The sequence below is a fragment of the Pseudomonas sp. 2725 genome, from assembly GCF_050434585.1.
Taxonomy (GTDB): domain Bacteria; phylum Pseudomonadota; class Gammaproteobacteria; order Pseudomonadales; family Pseudomonadaceae; genus Aquipseudomonas; species Aquipseudomonas jessenii.
Genome location: NZ_JBNDIV010000003.1, coordinates 669,964 through 686,321 on the forward strand (window position 1 = coordinate 669,964; position 16,358 = coordinate 686,321).

General features: G+C 58.0%; 14 protein-coding genes. 8 read left to right on the forward strand and 6 right to left on the reverse strand.

The features are described from left to right. Nucleotides 1-228: 228 nt before the first annotated feature. Complete coding sequence (locus ABIE16_RS10885; protein ID WP_429521115.1) at nt 229-3,066, reverse strand: AMP-binding protein; 2,838 nt, start codon at nt 3,064-3,066, stop codon at nt 229-231. A gap of 163 nt (nt 3,067-3,229) precedes the next feature. Here ABIE16_RS10885 and ABIE16_RS10890 point away from each other — a divergent pair, with 163 nt between their 5' ends. Both ABIE16_RS10890 and dapF read left to right on the forward strand, forming a co-directional pair. After that, a complete protein-coding gene (locus ABIE16_RS10890; RefSeq protein ID WP_349734405.1) occupies nt 3,230-4,534 on the forward strand; it encodes an MFS transporter in 1,305 nt (434 codons plus the stop codon). Nucleotides 4,535-4,745: 211 nt separating this feature from the next. Continuing rightward, complete coding sequence (dapF, locus tag ABIE16_RS10895; RefSeq protein WP_429521116.1) at nt 4,746-5,561, forward strand: diaminopimelate epimerase; 816 nt, start codon at nt 4,746-4,748, stop codon at nt 5,559-5,561. A 157-nt stretch (nt 5,562-5,718) separates the two neighbouring features. Here the strand turns inward: dapF and ABIE16_RS10900 are convergent, their stop codons facing one another. After that, nucleotides 5,719-6,693 carry a TerC family protein gene (locus tag ABIE16_RS10900; protein ID WP_429521117.1) on the reverse strand — a complete coding sequence of 325 codons (975 nt, stop codon included), beginning with the start codon at nt 6,691-6,693 and terminating at the stop codon, nt 5,719-5,721. A gap of 514 nt (nt 6,694-7,207) precedes the next feature. Between ABIE16_RS10900 and ABIE16_RS10905 the strand changes: the two genes are divergently transcribed. Then, nucleotides 7,208-7,525: a hypothetical protein gene (locus ABIE16_RS10905; protein WP_218498173.1), complete on the forward strand. Its 318-nt coding sequence runs from the start codon at nt 7,208-7,210 to the stop codon at nt 7,523-7,525. A gap of 93 nt (nt 7,526-7,618) precedes the next feature. Next, nucleotides 7,619-8,485, forward strand: coding sequence for a patatin-like phospholipase family protein (locus ABIE16_RS10910; protein WP_057714630.1), 867 nt, complete (start codon nt 7,619-7,621; stop codon nt 8,483-8,485). 174 nt (nt 8,486-8,659) lie between these two features. Here ABIE16_RS10910 and ABIE16_RS10915 read toward each other — a convergent pair whose 3' ends face one another. Further along, nucleotides 8,660-9,616, reverse strand: coding sequence for a GlxA family transcriptional regulator (locus ABIE16_RS10915; RefSeq protein WP_090455525.1), 957 nt, complete (start codon nt 9,614-9,616; stop codon nt 8,660-8,662). 115 nt (nt 9,617-9,731) lie between these two features. On the opposite strand from ABIE16_RS10915, the gene ABIE16_RS10920 reads away from it, so the two are divergent. Together ABIE16_RS10920 and ABIE16_RS10925 are read left to right on the forward strand one after the other, a co-directional pair. After that, nucleotides 9,732-10,733: an SLAC1 anion channel family protein gene (locus tag ABIE16_RS10920; protein ID WP_429521118.1), complete on the forward strand. Its 1,002-nt coding sequence runs from the start codon at nt 9,732-9,734 to the stop codon at nt 10,731-10,733. A gap of 64 nt (nt 10,734-10,797) precedes the next feature. Further along, a complete protein-coding gene (locus tag ABIE16_RS10925; RefSeq protein ID WP_154859809.1) occupies nt 10,798-11,124 on the forward strand; it encodes a DMT family transporter in 327 nt (108 codons plus the stop codon). A 189-nt stretch (nt 11,125-11,313) separates the two neighbouring features. On the opposite strand, the gene ABIE16_RS10930 is transcribed toward ABIE16_RS10925, so the two are convergent. Beyond that, on the reverse strand, nt 11,314-12,144 hold the full coding sequence (locus ABIE16_RS10930; RefSeq protein ID WP_090455529.1) for an alpha/beta fold hydrolase: 831 nt from the start codon (nt 12,142-12,144) through the stop codon (nt 11,314-11,316). Between the two features lie 253 nt (nt 12,145-12,397). On the opposite strand from ABIE16_RS10930, the gene ABIE16_RS10935 reads away from it, so the two are divergent. After that, nucleotides 12,398-12,847 carry a MerR family transcriptional regulator gene (locus tag ABIE16_RS10935; RefSeq protein ID WP_349734412.1) on the forward strand — a complete coding sequence of 150 codons (450 nt, stop codon included), beginning with the start codon at nt 12,398-12,400 and terminating at the stop codon, nt 12,845-12,847. A 53-nt stretch (nt 12,848-12,900) separates the two neighbouring features. Here ABIE16_RS10935 and ABIE16_RS10940 read toward each other — a convergent pair whose 3' ends face one another. Together ABIE16_RS10940 and ABIE16_RS10945 are read right to left on the reverse strand one after the other, a co-directional pair. Then, nucleotides 12,901-13,905, reverse strand: coding sequence for an acetoacetate decarboxylase (ADC) (locus ABIE16_RS10940; RefSeq protein ID WP_429521119.1), 1,005 nt, complete (start codon nt 13,903-13,905; stop codon nt 12,901-12,903). 235 nt (nt 13,906-14,140) lie between these two features. After that, nucleotides 14,141-14,944 carry a type 1 glutamine amidotransferase domain-containing protein gene (locus tag ABIE16_RS10945; RefSeq protein WP_429521169.1) on the reverse strand — a complete coding sequence of 268 codons (804 nt, stop codon included), beginning with the start codon at nt 14,942-14,944 and terminating at the stop codon, nt 14,141-14,143. A gap of 195 nt (nt 14,945-15,139) precedes the next feature. Here ABIE16_RS10945 and ABIE16_RS10950 point away from each other — a divergent pair, with 195 nt between their 5' ends. Next, on the forward strand, nt 15,140-16,219 hold the full coding sequence (locus ABIE16_RS10950) for a saccharopine dehydrogenase family protein (protein ID WP_429521120.1): 1,080 nt from the start codon (nt 15,140-15,142) through the stop codon (nt 16,217-16,219). Nucleotides 16,220-16,358 lie beyond the last annotated feature (139 nt).

A 16,358-nucleotide genomic window follows, 5' to 3' on the forward strand; every position in this document is an offset into this window, starting at 1 on the left:
TCGATAAGATTGAAGAATTCATCAAGATGATGCTTGTGGTGATGATGGCACCGGAGTGACTGAGTCGTTTTCGGCCCTTCGCGACAGGCAGCAGTCAGCCAAAAGCGGGCGCTCACAGCGGATGTCGATATCAGACTTGTTCAGTAGAGGATAAGAATCCAGTTTAGATTTTGACGTGTGCCCACTCTATAAACGGCTCTGGAAAAACGACGGCAGCAAAGTAGTCGCCTAACCTGGGCGCTGGGCTCGTTCCGATTCATCCAGGTGCTCTAGCAGCATCGCTATCGTCGCATCCCGCAGCTTGATTGCCTCCATCCAGTCCGGCCCGTCTGCCAACAGCGGAGGACAGACGTTGACGTGGATTGCACCGTGGCGCGGGTACCACTGACCGTCGCGCAGCACCTTGCGCGTGCCGCAAATTGCGACCGGCAGCAGCGGCACGCCGGCACGCGCAGCTAGCACGAAGGCGCCCATATGGAACGTTCGCAATCCTGGCTCGCGGGTGAAGGTTCCCTCGGGAAAGAACACCAGGGGCTGGCCAGCCTGCAGCGCCTCGGCCAGGGGCTCGGTGTCTGCGGCGCTGCGCTGCAGGTCGAAGCGTTCGACAAAGCGGGCGCCGAGCTTGCGCAGGAACCGGCCGGCGATCCACTGGCCAGCCAATTCGCGCTTGGCGACGAAGCTGAACTGCGGCGGTAGGGCCGCGCTGAGAATGACACCATCGAGGTAGCTGGCATGGTTTGCAGCCAGCACGCTCACCGAGGAGGAAGGCAGGCGCTCGAGTCCCGTGACACTGAACGGAACACCCGCCAGGCGCAGAAACAGCCGGGAGGCCGCACGGGTAAAGCTGCGACACCAACGCTGGCGCGGCAGGATCGCAACGACCAGCCAGGTCAGCGGTGTGACCAGCCAGAACAGCAGCCAGATGTAAGTGGCATACAACGCGGCGCGGCAGGTCTGCCAGCTGCGACCGAAATGCCCGCGCAAGGCCTGCAATACCAGGCGCAACAGCTGGCGCCAAACGGCCAGGTGCGGCCGCCCCACTTCGCCGCGCTCATACAGTTCACGACTGGCAGCACGGCGAAGCTTTCCGCTGGAGGTTTTCAGTACGCTATGCGGTGGCGCCAGAACGATATCGTCGGGCGCCACACCGGTGAGGTCGAACACGATACGGTTGACCTCCTGCTGCAGCTGTTGCCGCGCAGCAGCGTCCTTCTCGTAGCTTTCCGCCAACACCACCAGGCGCTCGGTGCCGGTGGCCGGCTCCGGACTGCCGAACACCGCGATGCAGCCTTTGCGCAGCCCGGGCAGATTGCCGACCGCTGCTTCGACATCGTAGGGGTAGATGTTGCGCCCGGCACGGATGATCAAGTCCTTGGCGCGGCCGGTCAGGTAGACCTCGCCGCCGGCCATGTAGGCGAAGTCGAGCGAGTCGAACCAGCCATCGCGCAGCACCCGGCGGGTCTCTTCGGGGTTGCGGTAGTAGCCTGCCGAGGTAGACGGCCCGCGAAATTGCAGGTGCCCTTCGCTGCGTTCGGGCAGTTCGATTCCACTGCCATCGACAATACGAATCTGATGGCCCGGCAGTGGTCGACCGCTGGAGACGAAGCGCAGCGTTGCGCTGGCATCCGCTTCGACGGGCAGTGCATTGCCACGGGCCTGGAACGCGTCGCGCTGTACCCGGTCGATCAGCGGTCCTCGGTCCAGGGGAGGAAAGGCCACGCCCAGTGTGGCCTCGGCCAACCCATAGACGGGCGCCAGCGCAGTGGGCGCCAAGCCGTAGCGAGCGAAGCGTTCGGCGAAGCGCTGCAAGGTCTGCGGGCTGACCGGTTCGGCACCGTTGAAGGCCAGGCGCCAACTGCTCAGGTCCAGACCCTCGAGATCGTCGTCAGCGAGTTTGTTCAGACACAGCTCGTAGGCGAAGTTGGGCGCCGCCGACATCGTGCCGCGGAAGCGGTCGATGGCCCATAGCCAACGCGCCGGCCGTGCCAGGAAAGCCAGCGGCGACATCAGCATCAGACTGTAGCCGTAGTACAGGCTGCCCAGCCAGGCACCGATCAATCCCATGTCGTGGTACATGGGCAGCCAGCTGACGAACACGTCTTGCGGCCCCACCTTCAGAGCCCTCCCCATGGCGCGCAGATTGGCCAGCAGATTGGCGTGACTGACCATCACACCCTTGGGCTGGCCAGTACTGCCCGAGGTGTACTGCAGGAAGGCGATGTCATCCGGTTGCCGCGGCGGTGTGACACACTCGCCCCCCTCGCCTGTCAGCTCGGCCACGCTGGCAATGCGCGTCAGGCTCGGGACCTGCGGTTGGAGCAATCGGGCGAGCAGCTTCGCTTGCGTCACGGTAATCAGCACTTTGGCCTCGGCGTTGCGCAGAATACCGGCCTGGCGGCGCAGATGATCCTCTATCTGCGACAGGCGCAGCGGTGGGTAGATGGGCACCGGCACACCACCGGCCAACAGGATGCCGAAAAAGCCCTGGAGAAAGTCGCGGCCTGTGGGCAGCATCAGGGCCACGGTCTGACCGGCGTGCAAGCCACTGCGTTGCAGCCCTCCGGCAACGGCCAAGGCCCCCTGGTGCAAGGCGCCATAGCTGATATCTTCCTGCTGGTCACTTTCACCTAGCAGGCGCACGTGGAGATGCTGCGGCTGCTGGCGCACATGCCAGTCGAGTACCTCGATCAAGGTCCGCGCGGCATCTGGCGTCTGCCCCGTTGCTATCAGGGTCTCGCTGGAGTTGCTGGAGGGCAACGGACGTACGGCCTCGGCGCCATGCCTGCTGTGCAGCACGCGCAGTATGTCGGTGGGGGTGTCTGCTGAGGCGAACAGGTTTTCTGGCAAGCGCACACCGAATTCGTGCTCGATACGTGACCAGAGCTCAACTCGAGTCAGGCTGTCTACGCCCAGATCCCGATCCAGCACGCTGTGCAAGGTGACTTGCAAACCTTCTGCCGCTTGCGGGCGCAGCTCGACCACGGTACGCCGGACAATTTCGAGCAATTTTTCCGCGTCCCCATCGCAACGGGGAACGGCACGGGTTTCTGGAGGCGGACGAGGCATCGGCAGCCCCTCATGACAGAACACTCTGTGTGTAGATCCTTGCCGACTGCCATTATGCGCCTACGGAGGCGACTGGGAATGCCATCATCAGCTGCAGCGCTCGCTGGATGGGTGAGCCGGGGCTAGGCTTCTGAAGAACGCAGCCCCTGCAGAGAGATCTGCCATGCCAGCCAGCCTTGCCCCCGGAGTGACACGCCGAGAAATCTGGGCCTGGGCGATGTTCGATTTCGCCAACTCCGGTTACACGACCGTGGTGATCACCGCCGTGTTCAACGCCTACTTCGTCGCCGTGGTCGCCAAGGGCGAAGCCTGGGGTACGCTGGCCTGGACCAGCGCCATATCCCTCTCTTACGCCTTGATCATCCTGACCGCTCCGCTGATCGGTGCCTACGCCGACGCGTTCGCCTGCAAGAAACGCCTGCTGCTGTTCAGCACGATCGGTTGCGTCGCCTTTACCGCTGGACTGGCGTTGGCCGGGCCGGGGGAGCTCGGCGTTGCGATTCTGTTCATCGTGCTATCCAACTACTGCTTCGGCAGCGGCGAGAACCTGATTGCCGCCTTCCTGCCCCAGCTCGCCCGTGCGGATGCCTTGGGCAAGGTGTCCGGCTGGGGCTGGGGGTTTGGCTATATAGGCGGCCTGGTCAGCCTGGGTGCCTGCCTGGCCTTCGTCAGCTGGGCCCAGGCGCAAGGCCAGACGGCGGCGCAGTTCGTGCCGGTGTGCATGCTGATCACTGCGGTCTTGTTCGCGTTGGCCAGCGTACCGACCTTCCTGTTCTTGCGTGAACGCAGCCTGCCGCAGACAGGGAGCAGCGACAGGCCTATCCCGCAAGCGGCGCTGGCGCGCTTCGCGCAGACGCTGCGCGAAGCAGACCGCTATCGTGACCTGCTGCGCTTCCTTGCCTGCACCGTCTGCTACCAGGCCGGAATCTCGGCGGTGATCACCCTGGCTGCCATCTATGCCAATCAGGTCATGGGCTTCAGTACCCAGGACACGCTGCTGCTGATCTTCGTGGTGAATATCACGGCCTCCATCGGTGCCGTGCTGTTCGGTTGGCTGCAGGATCGCCTCGGCCATCGCACCACGCTGGCGCTGACCTTGCTGGGCTGGCTCGGCATGGTCGGTCTGGTCTGGGTCGCGCGCGGCCCCGGGCTGTTCTGGCTGGCGGCCAACCTCGCCGGTCTGTGCATGGGCGCCAGCCAATCGGCCGGACGTGCGATAGTCGGTCTGCTCGCGCCGCCGACGCGGCTGGCGGAGTTCTTCGGCCTCTGGGGGCTAGCCGTCAAACTGTCGGCAATCCTCGGCCCCATGACTTACGGCCTGACCAGTTGGCTGTCCGGAGGCGATCACCGCCTGGCGATGCTGATTACCGGCAGCTATTTCGTTGTCGGCCTGCTGATCCTGGCCGGCGTCAACCTGGAGCGCGGGCGGCAGGTAGCTGTCAGCCATACCGAGAGTCTCGAAAAGTGAAAGGGACTCCCTGCATCGGGTCAGTCTTCGCCTGTCGAAACTGACCTAATTCGGCCAAAAGCTGCCGGTGACGAATCAAACACAACGATATGTCCAGTCTGCCAAACACATTCGCCTCATGAGTTTTCACGTAGCTTGCAAAAGTCATGCGAATAGGGATAGATCGCTTTAAAACGTCAACTCATCACATGTCTTGCTGCCAGGTCTATTTATGCCGCTCAGCTTTCATAAAATGCACGCCAATGGCGATGATTTCGTTATCGTCGACTCGCGAAAATCACCGAACTCAATCACCAGCAATATGGCTCGTCTAATGGGAGATCGGAACCGAGGAATCGGCTTCAATCAACTCGCGGTGGTGTTTGATTGCGATGATGCAGATGCGCGTTTGATGTTCTGGAATGCAGATGGCTCAACGCTGGACGCTTGTGGCAGCGCAACGCGCGGGGCCGCTGATATGCTGATGCGTGAATCCAATATGACTTCGGCAGCACTGCGAACCAACCGTGGCCTGCTGACTTGCGAACGAACTTCAACCGGCGCCATTTCTGTAAACATGGGAAAGCCACTTTTGGGTTGGTCGGATGTTCCTCTGGCTTTGGAAATGGACACTTTAGTGATACCACTTGCCGGTCACCCAACAGCTTGCAGCATGGGAAATCCGCACTGCACCTATTTTGTGGATGACCTGGCAGCCGTTGAGATTGCGACGATTGGACCGGGAGTTGAAACCAACCCCTTGTTTCCCCTCAGGACGAACGTGCATTTCGTCCAGATCATTGACCGAAAGCACATCCGGTTGCGAATTTGGGAGCGCGGGGGTGGTATCCCGCTGGGTTCAGGCTCCTGCTCTTGTGGCGCCGCGGTTAACGGAATTCGTCGTGGCTTGTTAGACAATTGCGTTGAGGTTGAATGTGACGGCGGAGTTGTAACGGTTCAATGGGATGGCGAGGGATCAGTTTTTCTCACCGGACCGGTAGAGACGACTTTTTCAGGAACAATCGCGGATGCTTTGTTGAAAGCTTGATTTTCAGGTAGGCCGCTATTGGCCGACTTTTGCCTGTCGCCACCGTCTGCTTTGGGTTGTAGATTCAACCGGTCGATGACTACGCCGATCAGTCGACCATCACTGTCGCACTCAGCTAGCGTCGGTGCCGCCATCGCCCGTTCTTGTCTCAAATTCATCATTGTTCTCCCGTAACCCGTGTTTTGCTCTTCGTCAAAGTCAGGCTCAACAGTACCGAAATCAAGATGATGCCGCCGACTGTGGTCAGCGACCATTGGATCGGCATGTGCCACCACGGCGCGACCAGCATCTTGCCGCCGATGAACACCAGTACGATGGCCAGACCATATTTGAGCAAGTGGAAACGGTAGGCCATGTCGGCAAGCAGAAAATACAGTGCGCGCATGCCCATGATGGCGAAGATATTGGAGGTGAACACGATGAAGGGGTCGGTGGTGACGGCGAAGATAGCCGGGATGCTGTCGACCGCGAACACCAGGTCGCTGGCCTCGATCAGCACCAGCACCGGGAACAGCGGCGTCGCCCAGCGCAGGCCGTTCTGGCGCACGAAGAAGCGCTCGCCGTGAAAACCGTCGGTGATGCGAAGATGGCTACGCAACCAGCGCAGCAAAGGGTTCTTTTCGAGCTCTGGCTGCTGGTTGGCGAAGATCAGCATCTTGACGCCGGTGATGAGGAGGAAAGCGCCAAAGACATAGAGCAGCCAGGCAAACTCCTGCACCAGCCAGACACCGGCGAAAATCATACCGGCGCGCATGATGATGGCGCCGAGCACGCCATAGAGCAGGACGCGGCGCTGCAACTCTGGCGGCACGGCGAAATAGCCGAAGATCATCACGAAAACGAACATGTTGTCGATCGACAGCGACTGCTCGATCAGGTAGCCCGTCAGGAATTCGAGCGTTGTACGCTGGGCCACTTCGGCGCCGAACATGCTGCGCAGATACCACCAGAGCAGGACGGAGAAGACCAACGCCAAACTGGTCCAGGCGATGACCCAGGCCAGCGCTTCGCGTACCGAAACACGATGCGCCTTGCGCCCGCCGAAAACGAAAAGATCCAGCGCCAGCATGGCGAGGACGAACCCGATAAAGGCGGCCCACATCCAAGATTGGCCGACGCTAATGGTGGTCATTTAACTATCCAAGGTTGGCCGATACTCATATAGCGCCGCACGATCACCCGCCCCAATGCGGGCGGCGCAGTGACTTAAGCGGTAGGCCAGGCGCTTGCTGAAGTAATCTCGAAACCGCGGCATTGGATGGCCTTCTGCATGACTGTCTCTGCATGAAGTAAATGGGCTGGAAGAGGTCATGCTAACGGGCATGTAGCATCAGTAAAAATCGTTTATTCGTTGCGAATTGTTCGTTTTTTACGAAGTGTTGATTCGAGAGACCGGCTTGCTCAATCTGAATCTGAGCCAAGCCGACCGTCAGCTATGGGTTGTGGATTCAACCCACCAACGCAACAGATAGGCTAAATCGTTCAGCGGGCGTTTCGGGTCGGGGGTACTGATGGGTTCCGCTGCCGTTGGTCGGCACCTTGCGCAGCAGTGCGATAGAAAACTATAGGAATAAACTCTCGTGCCGATATCACTGAGGCAAGGCCTGCGCGTGCCTGACCTTGAACCTGAGCGAACGAGCACATTGATGAGTGATAAATCTTTGGAAGAAAAAGCGGCATTGATGGTCGACCTACATGAAACGATGGCCAGTGTCGGACAGATCACTGCCGGGCGCGATGCCCTGCGACAGAGCCTGGACAAGGCTGATCGCGCGGTTCAGGAGCTTCAGGAGCAACTGGACTTGGCAAAGACGCTGATGACCCGTCTGCTGGCGGCGAGTTTTGCGTCGACCGGCAAACTTTCCGCGCCCCTTACAAACTGGGGGCTAAATGAGATCGACGTTGTCGAACGGGAGATGGCCTGCTATTTGAATTCTACCAATGAGGCGAGCGCCGCTTCATAGGTCGCGCACTGAATGCATATGGCGGGCTGCCGGAAGTCATGCCGCCCCGCCAGCTACACTCATTCGATACATTTCCGCACAGAGACTTCCGCCATGACGACCAAAACCGCAATCGTATTCGCTGGCGGTGGCAGTTTGGGGGCGGTGCAGGTAGGAATGTTGCGGGCTCTGGTCGAAGCCAATGTTCGGTTTGACATGGTGATTGGTGCTTCGGTAGGCGCTATCAACGGTGCCTACTTTGCCGCAAGACCCGATTCCGATGGCGTCCAGGCGCTCGCCGGATTCTGGCGCGGGCTGAGTAAAACTGACATCTTCCCCCTCTCTTGGTTCGATACCTGTAGAGGATTGATCAAACGGCGTGGCTATCTGTTACAGCCGTCGGCCTTGAATCGGCTGCTGGGTCAGGCACTGCCCATTCACCGCATTGAGGATGCGGTGCTGCCCCTGTACATCGTCACCACCAACCTGCTCAGTGGTGCCGAGACGGTTCTGTCCAGTGGCGAACTCGAGCAGGCGTTACTGGCCAGCGCTGCCATTCCGCTGGTGTTCCCCTGCGTACAAATCGCCGATCAGTTTCTGGTTGATGGCGGCGTGGCAAGCAATACACCTATTTCGACTGCCGTAGCCTTGGGAGCCACCAACGTCGTGGTAATCCCCACCGGAGTGAGTTGCGACCTGACGCAACCTCCCCGAGGACTGGTCGCCTTGGCCCTGCACACCGTCAATCTGATGAGCATGCGCCAGCTGGTGAGCGACATCGAACACTTCCGCACTGTCACCAGTCTGCACATCGTCCCGCCCTTGTGCCCGGTGGATGTCTCGGTTTTCAACTTTGACCAGACCGAGTCTTTGCTGCAGCGTGCCTATGAGCAGACCCTTCGGTGGCTGGAACGTGGGGGGCTCGAACGCACCAAGGTCCCTGGTGCCCTTTCCATCCATTCGCATGCCCATGAGCATTGAGTGATGTGAATTACCAAAACAGCGAACCTTCAGGCCGCAGCACCCAGAGCGATGCCTGCGTTTCAAAATCAACCCAAATCTCGCCCTACCCGCCCTAAATGCCGCCATCCTGGAATTCACGCTTCGGGTTGCCCATGATGCGGCGGCAACGTTTAGCGATGAGGCCCCTCTACATTACACCGATGAAAAACGCTTTCGATAATCACTGGGACCAACCCCGAGACGCCGCATGAATGCCCTCCTGAACCCGTCCGTATTGGCATAACCTACTGTATCGGCCAAGCGCTTGAGTGATACGTCCGAGTCTTCGATTAACCGTCTGGCCGCATCGATGCGCGCCAGTTCGACAAATTCGGCCGGGGTTGAACCGGCTTCGGCCTTGAAGGTACGGGCGAAGTTGCGCTCGCTCATACCGGCGCGGGCGGCCAGGATGGGTACGCTCAAGTCGGCCTTCAGGTGTTCCACAACATAATCCTGCACGTCTCGGATCACGCTGCGTTCGGCGGTTTGTGCCGCCAATTGCGCGCTGAACTGCGATTGTCCGCCGGGCCGCTTGAAGAACATCACCATTTCACGGGCAACGCTGAGCGCCAGTTCTCTGCCGTGGTCTTCTTCGACCAGCGCCAAAGCCAGGTCCATGCCCGCCGTGACCCCTGCCGAGGTGTAGATGTTGCCATCCTTGATAAAGATGCTGTCCGGGTCGACATGGGTTTGCGGGTGTTCCCTGGCCAGCTTTGCGCTGGAGTTCCAGTGAGTGGTGACACGGCGTCCGTCAAGCAGCCCGGCGGCGGCCAGCAAAAAGGCACCGCTACAGACGGAGCCGATACGACGTACGGATTTCGCCTGCCGGCGTAGCCATTCCTGCAATGCAGGGTCCAGGGCAATTTCATCGATGTGTGGACTGCCAGCGACAAGCAAGGTGTCAATCTTGCCTTTATACGTTTCAAAGGTGTCGTCGATGGCAAGCTTCAAACCGCTAGAGCTTTTGATCATCCCTTTGCCGGTGCCGATCACTTCAACCCGATAGGCGCGTGGGTTGCCCAGTTGCCTGGCTGCTTCGGCGAAGACATCGGCAGGTCCGACAACGTCCAGCAGTTGCACGCGGGGGAAGGCCAGGAGGGTTATGCGCATGATGTCTGTCCTCGTCGAATCATTGGCTGAATACGTCGCTTAATGACTATTTCAGCCAAGTTCTGTTTGGCTGAAAATAGCCCCAACAGCAAATTCAGTCAAACGGGAGACTGCCATGAACACTGCATATACCCCCACGGTCGTTGCCGCTCAATCGGTGCAAACCAGCAATACGTCCATCAAAAACCTGCCTATTAATCTGTTCGGCTCGGTCATGGGTCTGGCCGGTCTGGGACTGGCTTGGCGCTTGAGTGGTCAGTATTACGGTGTCGGCGGAGTGTTGGGTGAAGCGATTGGCGCCCTGGCCGGCCTGGTATTCGTGCTGCTGACCTTGGGTTACCTGGGCAAATGGGTGAAACATCCAGAGGCGGTAAAGGCCGAGTTCAACCATCCGATCGCCAGCAACTTTTTCGGCACCGTCACCATTGCATTGTTGCTGCTTTCGGCAGTCGCCGCGCCCCACAACGAATTGCTCGGACGGGCTCTCTGGATACTGGGCAGCGCACTGACGGTGTTGCTCGCAGGCCTCGTGGTTTTCCGTCTGTTGTCGGGCAATCAGGATTCGTTGAATGCCGTACCTGCCTGGTTGATTCCGGGTGTTGCCACCCTCGATATCGCGGTAACCGGTGCGCATATGCCCATGGCCTGGGTTGCTGAGTTCAACCTGTTTGCCCTCGCCGTGGGTGCGGTGCTGGCGCTGGTTTTCTTCACCCGGATCTTTTCGCGGCTGGTGCATGAGACAACGCTGGCCAAAGGCATGGTGCCTTCGCTGATGGTCCTTATTGCCCCCTTTGAAGTCGGTTTCCTGGCGTACACCAATGTGTTCGGCGAGATCGACAGGTTTGCCAGCGTATTGTTCTACTTCGGTCTGTTTCTGTTCGTGGTGCTCGGCTTCAAAGTGTTCCGTCGCGATGTGCCCTTTGCCCCTTCGTGGTGGGCAATCAGCTTTCCCATCGCGGCCCTGAGCAATGCCGCGCTGAAATATGCACATGCCCAGGACAACACCGTGCTGATGGTAATCGCTGCTGTAATTCTGCTGTTTCTCACCGTGGCACTGACCGTGTTGTTGGTGAAAACCCTGATCAGCCTGTTCAGCGGCAAACTGTTGGCCAACTGACCTTTTACCTCCCTTTGGCGAGCCTTGACCGGCTCGCTTTTTTTTGCCACACAGGTTTCATCGAATGACTTACAACGCATCGTGGTTACTGCTGATCGTTGCCGGATTCCTGGAGATCTTCTTTGCGGTCGGCTTGAAATCTGCCAATGGCCTTGAAAGACCCTGGCTGCTGGTCGGCACGGTCGTAGTATTGGCCGGCAGTTTGAGCCTGTTGACGATGGCTTTGCGGGTGCTGCCTGTAGGAACCGCCTATGCGGTCTGGACCGGCATCGGCGCTGCCGGCACAGCCGTCGTTGGAATGTATTGGATGGGTGATGCGGTATCGTTCTGGAAACTTGTCTGGATCGGCATGATCCTGCTGAGCGTCGCCGGACTACGCTGGGCAGCCTGAACAGGGCAAATAATTAATTGATTAACAGCCCCATTTTTTTTAAACCAGTGAGGAACAGGAAACATAGACGAAGGGAGTCGCAAGCGGACACTCGGTCAGCTCAGTTTTCAGCCACTTAATCGAATCTTCAACGCATCGATTTTTTGGCTTTGAAGAAACTGGGGGGCAGTTTTTTACCCCCCAAGTTGCCTAACCTCGCAGGAAAGCGAGCAAATCGGCGTTGATTGTATCGGCGTTCGTCGTAGGCATTCCGTGCGGGAAGCCCGAGTAGGTTTTCAGCGTGCTGTTTTGCAACAGTTTGGCTGACAAAAGCCCGGAGTTTTCATAAGGCACGATCTGGTCATCATCACCATGCATCACCAGCACGGGGATCGTGATGCTCTTTAGATCCTCGGTAAAGTCGGTCTGGGAAAAGGCCACGATCCCGTCATAATGCGCCTTTGCACAGCCCATCATGCCTTGTCGCCACCAGTTCCGGATGATGCCCTCAGACGGTTTTGCACCAGGGCGGTTATAACCGTAGAAAGGCCCGGCTGGAACGTCATGGTAGAACTGTGCGCGGTTGGCCTTCAGCTGTGCCTGCAAGTCATCGAAAACCGACTTTGGCAAGCCGCCTGGATTGCTCGGTGTCTGAACCATCAAGGGTGGCACGGCGCTGATTATGGCGGCCTTCGACACTCGGTCTTCGCCGTGGCGCGCAATGTAATGGATGACTTCACCACCGCCGGTGGAGTGCCCCACATGAACTGCGCCTTGTACCCCAAGATGGTTGACCACGGCCGCGACGTCATCAGCATAGTGATCCATGTCATGCCCGTCCCAGACCTGACTGGATCGCCCGTGACCACGCCGGTCGTGTGCAATGACCCGGTAGCCGTTCGCCAGGAAAAAGAGCATCTGCGCATCCCAGTCGTCCGCACTGAGTGGCCATCCGTGATGAAAAAAGATCACTTGGGCATCCCGTGGTCCCCAGTCTTTGTAAAAGATCTCAACACCGTCCTGCGTAGTGACATAACCCATGTTCGCATCTCCCGAATGAAATGGAGGGTATGACCAATCGTGTCCTGATCGTGCCCCTTGTTGAACCTTGCCCTTGTTCAATAACGTGCAGCCCATCCAATAGGCGGTTCCCAGGGATTGGTCCTGGTCTGGTTTTCGCCCACCCCTGAATTCCATGGCGTTTTAGCAATGCATTACATCCGCGCAGCTTGGTCGCCAAATCACTTTAGGTTTAAAGTCAACTTTAAGGTCAATGGCTTTTTTGGGGTGGGATATGAGAATAGGCGAACTGGCGAAAATCAGCGGACTGGCGCCTTCACGGATTCGCTTTTACGAAGCGAGCGGCCTGATCAAATCTGTCGGGCGCAAAGCCAATGGGTATCGGGACTATGCACCTGATACGGAGTGGGTTTTGGAGATCATCACGGGCGCCCAGGCGGCGGGGTTTTCACTGGAAGAAATTCGACAATTACTGCCGATGAATGCGAACGGTTGGCGGCATGAAGAGTTGCTCAGTGGACTCAAGCGCAAGGTTGAGGAAATCGAAGTCCTGCAGCAACGGCTGGCACTCAATAAAGCGCAACTTCTTCTGGTTATCGAGGGAGTTGAAAGTAAGCCTGAAGGCATGGGTTGCGTGGACAACACGCAGTTGTTATTGCATCGTCTACGCGAGGAAGGTGTGGCGGCAGCACCACGCGGCCGTGGTATTGCGTCGTCCAAGTAAAACGTCACCTGTCAGGCTTGTGAGGTCTGACAGGTTTTTGCCGGATCGTTGAATCAGTGCGCGTTAGCCAGTGCCGCTAACGGCTGCGGCGCGTAGAGCGCACTTTGGAACGCTGGCACGTATTCGTACTTCATCATTTTCCCCAGCTTCAAGGAGCGGATGTAGTTCGACAGGCTGCCGTCGCCCAGCGTGAGGGTTGCCGAATCCTCGTTCCTGCTGGAGCCGTGGCTGAGCTGGCGGGAAACAGCATATCCATAGGCTAACCGGCCTTGGTGATCAAGATTCGTGAAACTGCTGGTGACGATATCGACGTCACTGGACAGGTCGTCGAGCTTCTTCGCTTTGAAGGACACGTCCACTTTGCCGGTCTGGCTGTCGGTGATGTCATAGACCACCGATTGGGCATCTTCTTTCCGGTCGATGCCCGTCAGCCATTTCGGCAGGTTGTAACCGACGACACCGCGAACCCTCGCCAGCTCGGTATTGACCGGCAGCTTGAGCACATAACCCCAGAAATCTCCAGACATCGACTGGCCAATCAGCGTGAGCGGACCAAGATTGGCTTTGCCAGGTTTGTTGGTGATGATCGACACAGCGACTTCGTTATAAGCGTCGTTATCGCAGTGCTGATAGGTGTACGCGGTAAATGCGATCAAGCCTCGGCCCGGCCAGATCTGCAGGGGTTGGACGGTTGCCAGTACCTCGGGTGGCATGAGTTCCCGGAGCTTGTTCAGATCCGCCGTATAGACAGCCGTCACGCGGCTGTTCTCGTAGTAAAAATTTGGCGAGTACGACTCAAAGCCAATGTCGACCTTGGTCTTCTCCAATCCTTTGAACCAGCCTAAATCAACGCCCGGTGCTTCTGCTGCAATCACCGACAAAGGAGGATTGGAGCGAAAGCGATCGTACAAGCCGCCCTTGACGACAGGCACCTGGTGACCTGCGATATCGATCATGGTTGTGTCGTTCTGGCTGGGCATTTCAGGCATCCCCGCCAACGCATGGTTGGCAAAAGTGTTGAAAAGCAATCCTGTTAAAACGGCGCTTGCGAGTTTCAATCTTTCTCTCTCCAGGTGATTGCATCGGCTTGATGGCGTCGACCAGAGAACTTCGCTGAGCACTCACTGCGCTTGATAACCCGCGCTGCTCACGCCAGTCGAAATTCGCCAGAGCAGGCTTTAATGCCTGCCGAAAGAAACCTTAACGTTAAACTGAACTTTAAGGTCAAGCACCATGGAGACAAATTTTCAAGTTTGCTCGCAGTAGTGTTTTCAGCGTGTCGTCGACAAAGGCTTAGCGAGTTACAGTGCCAGCGGAGAGCAAGGCCATTACGGCTTCAGCCACGGCCTTGGGCGACTGAGGGTTTTGGCCCGTCACGAGCCTTCCATCGGTGATGGCAAATGGCGTGAATGGCAGCCAGGCCTTACGGTAACGCGCACCTTGTTTCATCAGCCTGTCCTCCAGGAAGAAGGGAACCTGACTCTTCATGCCTGAAAACAGCTCTTCGCGATCAGAGAATCCGGTTATGTTTCTGCCGTTGATGATCAACTGGCCTTGCTCGTCCTTAAGATCCAGTAGTCCCGCTACGCCATGGCAGACAGCAGAGACGATGCCGCCCTGGTTGTAGATTTTTTCGGCGACACGACGCAGGTCCGGGTTTCCGGGGAAGTCCCACATGACACCGTGCCCCCCCGTGAAATAGATGACGCTGAATCGAGACGGATCGATATCGGCAACCGGTATCGTGTTTTTCAGTCGAGCGCGAAAGGCCGGTGACTGCAAATGTTCACGGGCGGCCTTGTCCATATAGAGCCAACCGAGGCTGCGTTCGTCCAAAGGAACAGCTCCACCCTTAGGGCTGGCAAAAACCGTCGTGTAGCCGGCCGCTTCCACAACATCGGTGAAATGCGTCAGCTCGGTCAGCCACAGCCCCGTGGTGTCGGTTCGTGAGGGATAGCTTGCGTGATTGGTCATGATCACCAGTATCTGGCGATCCTTCGCAATAGCAGAGGAAGCGTTCGGCTCAGCATTTGAAAAGGTCATGAAAGCACCGCCAATCAATACCAACGCACAAGAAAGAAAGGTCTTTAACATCATCCGGGTTCCAACAGTCATGCATGTCCGTGCATGCTCACCTTAAACCTTTCTTTAAGGTCAACCCTTGCACCTCTGAAAGTTTGCCGCCGGCGCTGGCACACTTCTGCTTGACTCTAAACCTGACTTTAACGTTAGCGTCTGACGTTGATTGGGCAAGGCAATAACGCACTTCATCAATTCTGTCAGGAGCAATGCATGAGTCAGCAAGACAACCCTGTGACGCACATGAAATGGATGATCTATGGCGCCTACGGTTATACCGGCGAGTTGATCGCTCGCGAAGCCGTCAAGCGTGGACTCAGGCCGGTTTTGGCGGGACGAAGCCGCGACAGGATCGAAGTCCTGGCCCGGGAGCTGGGTCTTGAAGCCCGTGTTTTCGGACTGGATGACGAGGCGCGATTGCTCGCCCAGATCAAGGGTCATGGTTTGGTTCTGCACTGCGCAGGGCCGTTTTCGGCGACCGCCGCCCCGATGATGGACGCTTGCTTGCGTGCCAATGCGCACTACCTGGATATCACCGGCGAAATTGCCGTATTCGAACATGCCCAGTCCCTGCAAGAACGTGCGCAAATGGCGGGCGTAGTCATTTGCCCTGGCGTCGGCTTCGACGTGATCCCCACTGACTGTGTCGCCGCTGCACTCAAGAGTGCGCTGCCGGATGCAACGCATCTGGCGCTGGGTTTTGACTCCCGCTCCAGCTTTTCGCCTGGCACTGCCAAGACGTCAATCGAAGGCATGGCGCAGGGCGGCAAGATACGTCGCAACGGGAAAATCGTGTCTGTTCCGTTGGCCTATCAGGTGCGTCGTATCGACTTCGGCGACGGCGAGAAGCTGGCGATGACCATTCCCTGGGGTGACGTTTCCACGGCGTGGCACACCACCGGCATTCCCAACATTGAGGTGTTCATACCAGGCTCTGCCGGTATGATTCGCGGCGCCAGGTTCGCCAACTTCATTCGTCCGCTGCTGGGTTTGCCGTTCGTGCAGAGGCTGCTCAAGGCACGCATCGGCAAGACGGTGATCGGCCCTGATGACGAAAAGCGTGCAGATCAAGGCACTTATGTGTGGGGTGAAGCCCGTAACGCTCACGGAGAATGCAAAGTGGCACGCGTGCACACCGCGAACGTCTACAGCTTGACGATCTACGGTGCGTTGACCGTGGTCGATTACCTGTTGCAGATGCGTCGGGCTGGCGGCACTTACACACCAGCGAGGCTGCTGGGGGCCGATCTGGTGACGGACTTGCCAGGGTCGGGAGCCTTGAAGGTCGAATAGTAATTGGGAGCCAGTTTGGAACCTGAAAGCGTTGGATCGAATTATTCATAAGACTTTCAAGTTCAAACGACCGCTAAAGGCCGTTCTTTGACTATCGCCACCGGTAGCAATGGGTCCAGGCTGTGTAAAAACGCAGAGA

Coding starts and splice junctions, on each gene's coding strand:
- ABIE16_RS10915 (WP_090455525.1), bottom strand. CDS start 9,616: ATGCGCATAACCCTCCTGGCCTTCCCCCGCGTGCAACTGCTGGACGTT.
- ABIE16_RS10905 (WP_218498173.1), top strand. CDS start 7,208: ATGAGTGATAAATCTTTGGAAGAAAAAGCGGCATTGATGGTCGACCTA.
- ABIE16_RS10910 (WP_057714630.1), top strand. CDS start 7,619: ATGACGACCAAAACCGCAATCGTATTCGCTGGCGGTGGCAGTTTGGGG.
- dapF (WP_429521116.1), top strand. CDS start 4,746: ATGCCGCTCAGCTTTCATAAAATGCACGCCAATGGCGATGATTTCGTT.
- ABIE16_RS10900 (WP_429521117.1), bottom strand. CDS start 6,693: ATGACCACCATTAGCGTCGGCCAATCTTGGATGTGGGCCGCCTTTATC.
- ABIE16_RS10950 (WP_429521120.1), top strand. CDS start 15,140: ATGAGTCAGCAAGACAACCCTGTGACGCACATGAAATGGATGATCTAT.
- ABIE16_RS10920 (WP_429521118.1), top strand. CDS start 9,732: ATGAACACTGCATATACCCCCACGGTCGTTGCCGCTCAATCGGTGCAA.
- ABIE16_RS10930 (WP_090455529.1), bottom strand. CDS start 12,144: ATGGGTTATGTCACTACGCAGGACGGTGTTGAGATCTTTTACAAAGAC.
- ABIE16_RS10925 (WP_154859809.1), top strand. CDS start 10,798: ATGACTTACAACGCATCGTGGTTACTGCTGATCGTTGCCGGATTCCTG.
- ABIE16_RS10935 (WP_349734412.1), top strand. CDS start 12,398: ATGAGAATAGGCGAACTGGCGAAAATCAGCGGACTGGCGCCTTCACGG.
- ABIE16_RS10885 (WP_429521115.1), bottom strand. CDS start 3,066: ATGCCTCGTCCGCCTCCAGAAACCCGTGCCGTTCCCCGTTGCGATGGG.
- ABIE16_RS10890 (WP_349734405.1), top strand. CDS start 3,230: ATGCCAGCCAGCCTTGCCCCCGGAGTGACACGCCGAGAAATCTGGGCC.
- ABIE16_RS10945 (WP_429521169.1), bottom strand. CDS start 14,944: ATGATGTTAAAGACCTTTCTTTCTTGTGCGTTGGTATTGATTGGCGGT.